Annotated in this window: 12 protein-coding genes; 11 read left to right on the top strand and 1 reads right to left on the bottom strand. The window is 69.2% G+C overall.

The window, feature by feature from the left end:
• The first annotated feature begins 411 nt into the window (after positions 1-411).
• The 7 genes from EEJ42_RS54215 (at position 412) to EEJ42_RS15105 (ending at position 4,135) form a co-directional block, all read left to right on the top strand.
• A complete protein-coding gene (locus EEJ42_RS54215) occupies positions 412-648 on the top strand; it encodes an NUDIX hydrolase (RefSeq protein ID WP_342778292.1) in 237 nt (78 codons plus the stop codon).
• Positions 645-1,001 carry a Pycsar system effector family protein gene (locus EEJ42_RS15085; protein ID WP_246096739.1) on the top strand — a complete coding sequence of 119 codons (357 nt, stop codon included), beginning with the start codon at positions 645-647 and terminating at the stop codon, positions 999-1,001. Before EEJ42_RS54215 ends, EEJ42_RS15085 begins: the two co-directional genes overlap by 4 nt.
• Complete coding sequence (locus EEJ42_RS52830; RefSeq protein ID WP_246096740.1) at positions 974-1,147, top strand: hypothetical protein; 174 nt, start codon at positions 974-976, stop codon at positions 1,145-1,147. The genes EEJ42_RS15085 and EEJ42_RS52830 overlap by 28 nt, the downstream gene beginning before the upstream one ends.
• Positions 1,148-1,322: 175 nt before the next feature.
• The gene (locus tag EEJ42_RS15090) at positions 1,323-1,742 is read left to right on the top strand and encodes a hypothetical protein (RefSeq protein WP_123100464.1); all 420 of its coding nucleotides are present in this window, start codon (positions 1,323-1,325) and stop codon (positions 1,740-1,742) included.
• A gap of 104 nt (positions 1,743-1,846) precedes the next feature.
• Positions 1,847-2,203, top strand: coding sequence for a hypothetical protein (locus tag EEJ42_RS15095; RefSeq protein ID WP_123100465.1), 357 nt, complete (start codon positions 1,847-1,849; stop codon positions 2,201-2,203).
• A 580-nt stretch (positions 2,204-2,783) separates the two neighbouring features.
• Positions 2,784-3,638: an AAA family ATPase gene (locus EEJ42_RS15100; protein WP_123100466.1), complete on the top strand. Its 855-nt coding sequence runs from the start codon at positions 2,784-2,786 to the stop codon at positions 3,636-3,638.
• A gap of 257 nt (positions 3,639-3,895) precedes the next feature.
• Positions 3,896-4,135, top strand: a complete 240-nt coding sequence (locus EEJ42_RS15105) for a hypothetical protein (protein ID WP_123100467.1) — start codon at positions 3,896-3,898, stop codon at positions 4,133-4,135.
• A 180-nt stretch (positions 4,136-4,315) separates the two neighbouring features.
• Here EEJ42_RS15105 and EEJ42_RS15110 read toward each other — a convergent pair whose 3' ends face one another.
• The gene (locus tag EEJ42_RS15110) at positions 4,316-4,570 is read right to left on the bottom strand and encodes a hypothetical protein (protein WP_148081954.1); all 255 of its coding nucleotides are present in this window, start codon (positions 4,568-4,570) and stop codon (positions 4,316-4,318) included.
• Between the two features lie 189 nt (positions 4,571-4,759).
• Here EEJ42_RS15110 and EEJ42_RS50275 point away from each other — a divergent pair, with 189 nt between their 5' ends.
• The 4 genes from EEJ42_RS50275 to EEJ42_RS15125 all read left to right on the top strand — a co-directional run.
• Complete coding sequence (locus tag EEJ42_RS50275; protein ID WP_148081955.1) at positions 4,760-5,020, top strand: hypothetical protein; 261 nt, start codon at positions 4,760-4,762, stop codon at positions 5,018-5,020.
• 367 nt (positions 5,021-5,387) lie between these two features.
• Positions 5,388-5,531, top strand: a complete 144-nt coding sequence (locus tag EEJ42_RS50855; protein WP_184503096.1) for a hypothetical protein — start codon at positions 5,388-5,390, stop codon at positions 5,529-5,531.
• Positions 5,528-5,950: a hypothetical protein gene (locus EEJ42_RS15120; protein ID WP_123100470.1), complete on the top strand. Its 423-nt coding sequence runs from the start codon at positions 5,528-5,530 to the stop codon at positions 5,948-5,950. The genes EEJ42_RS50855 and EEJ42_RS15120 overlap by 4 nt, the downstream gene beginning before the upstream one ends.
• A 344-nt stretch (positions 5,951-6,294) precedes the next feature.
• Positions 6,295-6,844 (top strand): SGNH/GDSL hydrolase family protein (locus EEJ42_RS15125; RefSeq protein ID WP_123100471.1); only part of this gene is annotated, 550 nt, incomplete at its 3' end.

The raw sequence follows: 6,844 nt of genomic DNA on the forward strand, positions 1-6,844 counted from the left end.
AAGAGCTGGCCGACCTGCTCGCGGGGGTCGAGCAGCACTGTTGCCGCCCCCCCGGCCTTCGATTGAAGGAGAAGCGTGACCACAGACCACCAGGACGAGCCCATCCGCTACACCGCCGATGTCGTAGTCCTCACCCACGACCGTAGCCTTCGCGGCCTTCTGCGCCGCATCCTGCGGCGCACCTGCGGCCGCCGCGTCTTGCTGGTCCAGCGGCGCTGGTCGCCGGACCAGGGGAAGTGGGCTTCAACTGGAGTGCAGGCGGGGGGAGACGAGCCGCGTGGCCGGTTCCCGCGAGCTGGCCGAGGACACCAGCGTGCACGTGAAGCCCGCCGATCTGACGCAGATCGGGGTTTTCGACGGCCCGGACCGCGACCGCGTGGCAGGTACGTCACGGTCGTCTACCGTGCCCGAGTGCCCGCCGACACCCCTGCCACCGCCGGGGATGACGCCCGGGCCGCCCGCTGGTGGCCGCTGGATGCCCTGCCGGAGTGGGCGTTCGACCACGCCAGCATCCTCAGCGACATCGCGGGACGGCCGCGCCGAGAGCCGGATCGACCTGACCCGCGCGGCGCGTCTGCTGCCGAGCAGCGGCTTTCCGAGCGCCGCCCTCGCCTGGAGGACGCGGACACGCACGGAGGTCAGGCATGACCCGCACACCCGCGGACTCAACGGTCGTCAGCAAGAACTTGGATGACGCATCCGCCCACGTCTCCGACGAGAAATCCCGCACCGACTTCAAGGCGTCGCTCTTGCTGGCGTTCGACGGCGCGGTCCTTGCCGGGCTGGCTAGCCTCATCGACAAGACCCTGCCGCTGCCCGTCAAACTCATCAGCGCAGCCGCCGCCCTCATGCTCACCGTGTCCGCCGCGCTGCTGCTCCTGGCCGTGCGGCCCAACTTGGGGCCCGCCGCTCCCCCGTCCCGGGCACCTTCCCGTACTGGGCGCAGATGGCTCCGGACGCCATACGGGCCTCCATGGGGCAGGACACCCGTGAGGTGGTGATCAAGCGCTTCTCCGTCGCCACGGTTCGCAAATACCAGCTGGTGATCCGCGCGGTCGACGCGACCCTTGCCGCACTCGCTCTCCTGGTGATCGGCACAGCCGTATTCGCGCTGAGGTGTGCCGAAGCCATCGGAGTCCTTGCATGAGCGGTTGGCAGTACGCGATCGATCGCCTTCACGTGCTCGTCACCGTGGCGGCCGCCACGGCCACCCCGTTTGCCGCTGTCGCCACGGGCCTACCTACCCGCCCTCCCGCCCCGACATCGCCAAGGAGCAGTACCCCATGACCCCGCCCGACGACCCACAGAAGGAGATATGAGGCATGAGCGTCATCGGTAAGGAAGAAGGCATCGCGCACGGCACTCCGCGCGGCCACCGCCAGCACATCCGCCGGCAGGTCCCCGTAACCGAAGAGTGCGGCTGCCTACAGGCCAAACGCGATGAGCAAGATGCCAAGTCCGCGGCCCGGCAAGCTGGCCCGACGCCCAGGGCCGCCGCGCAGCGCCAGTGGAACGGCGGGATGCGCGGCACGTCCCGCCCGGAGGCGAACACCCCGGTACGGGCTGATTGCCCCACCGAGGGCTGCGGCCATGAGGCCGTCGCCGAGGGCTTGTCCCAGCAGCGCGGCTGGGTCCACGCCCGCGTGGCAGGATCAACCGAGCCCGCCCGCGACTACTGCTCCGGCTCCTGCGCGATGTACGGCATCGCACTCGCCGAACTCCGCATAAGCGACGCCGCCTGAGCTGACCACCACCCGGTGCCGTCCCGACCCCACGCTCGGGCCGGGACAGCACCGGGCCGGGCAGAACCACCCGGCCCCACACCAAACCCCCTGGAGGCCCCGCCATGACTGTTCTGCAACTCGCCGCTACCCGCCGGGACGGAGACAACCGCCCGCGCCACGACGATGGCACCGGCCTTGAGCCGATCGCTGCCCTGCACCAGCGGGTGCAGACCCTCCATCCCGCCCAGCGGGAGCAGGAGCGCGCCGAGGCAGCCGCCTTCCAAGCCGTGCTGAACGCCCACGCCGTACTCACCGGCACCTTCCACGACACCCTCGACACCGTGGTGCAGCCGATGTCCTGGACCGGCTACTCACCCGTCCCGAACCGCCAGCTGATGGCCTCTCACCTACCTCGGCTCCGCCGACAGCCAGCGCGGCTGGTGGCTCCACTACACCCGCCGCGAAAACAACTTCGGTGAGAACGGCGACCTGGCCCACGTCCTCACCCTCATCGCCCCCTGCTCCTGCGGCACCTACCTCTACATCGAGCTGGCAGAGGAGGACCACCTGATCGACCTCCTGAACGAACTCCACACCCAGCCCGGCGCCCCGGTCGACTGCGACTACCGCCTGCGGATCCGCTCCAGCAGCTACGCCGACCCCACACACACCAGCATCGAGCCGCCCCTGTGAAGGCTGCCCCTCACACCCCTCGAAAGGCACGACCGCTGACCGAGCGCTGAGAACGGTGGCCCCGGAGTGCTGCGCAATCGCCGGAGACAGCCCCCGGCGCGCCGCCAGTCTGAGCTGCGCAACCAGCCCAACCAGGGATTGCGCAACCCCGAGCAGTCGACGCCGACAGGCACGATCCAATGCACAGCCTTCGCCCGGCTGTGCTCCGCCGCCACACCCCCCGACTGCCCCCGAACACCTGGCCCAGCAACCGCACTCCGGCGCCAACACCCACCCGAGCCGCCCATCGCACCAGGCGCCGCGTACGCCAGCCACATCGCCACCTGTATCGGTCGCCTAGATCACCCTGACCCCGAAGGACCGTCGATGAACAACCACCTCACCCTCCTCACCCTTCCGCTCACGAAACCCGCTTTGTACGTTTTGGTCGGTGCGGGAGGCAGTGGCAAATCGAGTATCACCACCGCCTTCCCACCCAGTTGGAGCCTGTCGCTGGATACCTGCCGGGCACAAGTAGCTGACAATGCGGGATCACAGGCAGCAACTCCGGCCGCGGTGCGCGTCTTCGACGCGGCGCTCGACGGCCGTCTCAGCCACCACTTGCCCACCGTCATCGACAACACCAGCACCGAACAGAAGCACCGAACGAGGCTGATCAAGCGCGCCCACCATTACGGGATGCTCGCCGTGGCGATCGCGGTGCGAACTCCCCTGTCCGTCTGCCAGGCCCGGCAGGCGCTCAGGCCCGCGTCCCTGCAGGTTCCGCGGGACGTCATCGAGCGGCAGCATGACGGCGTACCCAGCGCGGAGCAGCTGCTGAGCGAGGGCTTCGACCAAGCGCACGACGCCGACCGGCTGGACCTGATGCGGCTCCTCCTGGAGCGCTCCGCGTCCGCCGACTTCGACCCCCTCGTCGACATCCGCGCCACCTTCGGCCCTGACCTCGCCGCCGTCTTCGCCTTCACCGACAGCGACGACAGCCGCGGCACCTTCGCGGTCGCCGGGCGGACCATCACCGTGCGCTGGTCCGATGACGGCGAGCCCTTCGATCACCACTGGCAGGCACAGACCGAGGGCCACACCTGCTCCGACTGCGGCCGCGCGTTGTGGGTGCGCGTCGCCAGCGCCACGGACCTGCTGCACGTCTACACCGGCAAGACCGGCAAGGTGGCCGACGAGCCGCTGTGCCTCGTGTGCGACGCCCCCGACTACGCGGCCTGACGCGCTACCCGAACCGGGCCGCCACTCCTTGGAGGCCACCACCGAATGGAAACCAGGCACACACGGACGTCCTCGCCTACACCGCCAACGACAGCACTCACCACCTGATCGGCTGTCTGGGATGCCACTACCGCGTCAACCAGGACCATGACCTCCCCACCATCCACCGCTGGCGCTCAGCTGCAGGTGAGCTCGCCAACAAGCACACCACCCCATGCCGGGCGCTCCCCCGCCCACTTCCCCTGCGGACCGACGACGTGACCGCCCGTGACCTGCCGCGCAACAGCGTGCGTCGCTGGCGGGACGGCCACGTGGACATCACGTTTTCACTCAAACACCTGGCCCCGCTGCGCCTGGATCTTAAGCGCACCGACCAGTGGATCAAGGGCGAGCTACAGCGCTTCTCCAGCGACCAGCCGGAAGTCGTAACGGCCAGGCTCGGCTTCTTCGGCACGGAAAGCAAGATCATCATCGTGCGGAACCCCACGCAGAAGTGACCGCCCCCTCGCAGCCCTGCTCCCGGCGAGTCACCTGCGGAGTACGACTCGTCTAACGCAGCGGGTCCACACCGAGCAAGAACCACTTCGACCTCTTCACTCACCCGGGACGGCCACACCAGGCCTGAGAAACCATCGGCCCTCCCGGGGCCCCTCACCCTGCAGCTGGCCGCTTGGTCCTCACTGCTCGGTGGTGAGAGGGGCGACATCTGCGCTGGCACGGTCCCCGTCGACCACCCACGGGCTGGTACGGCGGAAACCGAGACGCGTTACCACGATGTCGCGCTGCCCGTCGGTCAGAGGTACCTCCGGGTGGTCTCGTACCTCGGCATCAGATGCGAGTTTCCGGTCGATGTCGTGGTCCTCGACCTCGAAGACGTCCGTCGTGGGGACGGCATCCTGCGGGTCGGGATAGGCATACACACGCATGTTCACGCCTTCAAGGGAAGCACAGGGATCCGCACCTGAGCTGCGCGGATCCCCGGCCCGAAGCTGTTCACAGGCCATTGCGTCCACCGCCGGGACGTGTTGGGTGCGGCTCACACCGCACCCAACACCCCAGCTCAGACCACTTATCCGCCCCATCCTCGCACAAATGATCTTGATAGAAGGAGAGCCTTCATCATGGCAGTGCCCATCCGGACCCGGCGCCCCGATGCCGCGGTCGCCGCCATCCTGCGCACCATCGGCCAGCGCCCCCGCCCCGCCAGCTTCAGCCTCCTGTGCCAGCCGTGCCAAGTCAGCTGGGCAGGCCCCGAGGCGGACTGTTGGAACTGCGGCCGCCCCGCCAGTTCCAAACACCCCTACGGCTCAGCCCTCAACCGGCTCCTGACCGCCGTCGAGGCCAACGGCCCGACCCCCACCCCCAGGAGGACCGAGGTATGAGCCTGAAGTTCCTGACCGACCTCATCGGCGCCCAGGCCCTGAGCGACCACCTCACCGCCGCGGTCGAGGACCTCATCAGCCGCGAGCGGCTCGAATCCGCCGATGCCTACCAGCAGATCACCGATCAAGCCGACGCCGGTGACCCCGCCGTCATCGCCGCCACCCGCCAGACCTGGGTCCGCCGCGCCGACGTCACCCCCGAACAGGCCCCCCAGCGGCTCTACATCCTCGAGCGCACCCCGACCGGCATCATCGTCGCCTCCACCGACACCAACGACGCCGCCTTCCTCACCGCGGAGGNCCGACCGGCATCATCGTCGCCTCCACCGACACCAACGACGCCGCCTTCCTCACCGCGGAGGACCGGATGCTGCCCGACCGCGCCGCGGACATCGAGATCCCGATCGACGTGCTGGACCAGTACCAACTCCAGACCTGGGAGCCTTTCGAGCTCCTGCTGCCGACGGCCGGTGCACTCGGCAACGTACGCCCCCGGGATCTGCCGTCGTGAACCGCCAGCCCAGGCACCCCGTTCCCGGCCATATCCCGGGGCATCTGCGCAACGCGTTCGCCACTACCAAGGGAAGCCCTATCCCGCCGCGCAGCCCCTACCAGCGCGGCGACACCGTCCAGCGCCATGGATACCCCGGCAACCTCCCAGGCCATGCCCGTACCGGGTTCCGCGGCTGGGCCGTCGGCACCGTCGGCGCCACCATCCTCACCGGCATCACCACCGAGGGCGAGGAATGGTGGGAGTACTGGGGCGACCTGCATCCGGACGGCCGTCCCGTCGACATCTGGCACTGGTGCACCTGCTGCCGCGAAGCCCGGATCCCGCTCCTGCGCGCCCACTACGCCAGGCAGCGCGCGAGTGGGGAGCAGCTCTCCCTCTTCGAACAGTCGCAGCGGGGACGGTCGCTTCCCGACTGAACGCCTCAACCCATCTACCGGCCCGACGCGATCTGGCTCACCCCGCTGCGTTCGGCCCGGGACGGCCGCCAGTGGCAACCCAGCTGGTCTCCCGGGACGTCTTCAGCACCCGACGCAGACAGCCGGGGCCTCCCCGTGGCCAGCACCCTCGCCCCGACCGGGCAGGCGCCCCGCCGCCCCCATGTGATCCGGCCGTGACTTCGGTCAACGGGTGCCGGCCAGGCAATCAGTCACACATCCCGGATTGACTCCAGCCCCCCGGACGCTCTCCGTGCCCCCAGTCCAGGACCGCATGTCCCGGCCCTGACCTCACCTCGGGGCCGCTTCACCTTCGAAGGATGCAGATGGCCACCACCCCGGACTACCTCACCCAGTACGTCAGCCACGTCACCGCCGAACTGAAAGCACACGACATCCCGCTCGTCATCCAGCCCACGCCCCGGCCGCCCGACCCAAACGGCTGGTCGACCTACACGCCACCGATCAACCGCACCCGCCCCGCCTGGTGCACCGCGGTGCTCATGCTCGCCGACCACCACCACACCCCGCTGATCGACCACATCCCCACCGCAGACGCGATCATCAAGGACCACGGCATCCGCGGCCTGGCCGTTCTCCACCGCGACCTCGCCGGCGGCCCGGTCGACTACCGATTCACCCCCTGCCCCTACTGCCAGGGCGTGGGCGAGGACCCCACTCAGCCGACCTGCGAAAGCCTCCGCTGCCCCGTCAGCGCCGACATCAGCGACCACCCCCACGGCTGCCCTGTCTGCCGGGCTGCGGACTGCGACCCCGACTCCTACGCCGAACAGCAGATGCACCAGGTCGAACAACTGCTCATCGAAGCCCTCATCGCCAGAACACCACCACCGCACCGACGGCCCTTCCGCCGCT

The organism is Streptomyces botrytidirepellens (assembly GCF_003721215.1).
In the GTDB taxonomy this organism is placed as follows: Bacteria; Actinomycetota; Actinomycetes; order Streptomycetales; family Streptomycetaceae; genus Streptomyces; species Streptomyces himastatinicus.

Excerpts from the sequence above, each read along its gene's own strand:
- EEJ42_RS15085 (WP_246096739.1), top strand. The coding sequence starts at position 645 with ATGACCCGCACACCCGCGGACTCAACGGTCGTCAGCAAGAACTTGGAT.
- EEJ42_RS52830 (WP_246096740.1), top strand. The coding sequence starts at position 974 with ATGGGGCAGGACACCCGTGAGGTGGTGATCAAGCGCTTCTCCGTCGCC.
- EEJ42_RS15090 (WP_123100464.1), top strand. The coding sequence starts at position 1,323 with ATGAGCGTCATCGGTAAGGAAGAAGGCATCGCGCACGGCACTCCGCGC.
- EEJ42_RS15095 (WP_123100465.1), top strand. The coding sequence starts at position 1,847 with ATGACTGTTCTGCAACTCGCCGCTACCCGCCGGGACGGAGACAACCGC.
- EEJ42_RS15100 (WP_123100466.1), top strand. The coding sequence starts at position 2,784 with ATGAACAACCACCTCACCCTCCTCACCCTTCCGCTCACGAAACCCGCT.
- EEJ42_RS50275 (WP_148081955.1), top strand. The coding sequence starts at position 4,760 with ATGGCAGTGCCCATCCGGACCCGGCGCCCCGATGCCGCGGTCGCCGCC.
- EEJ42_RS50855 (WP_184503096.1), top strand. The coding sequence starts at position 5,388 with ATGCTGCCCGACCGCGCCGCGGACATCGAGATCCCGATCGACGTGCTG.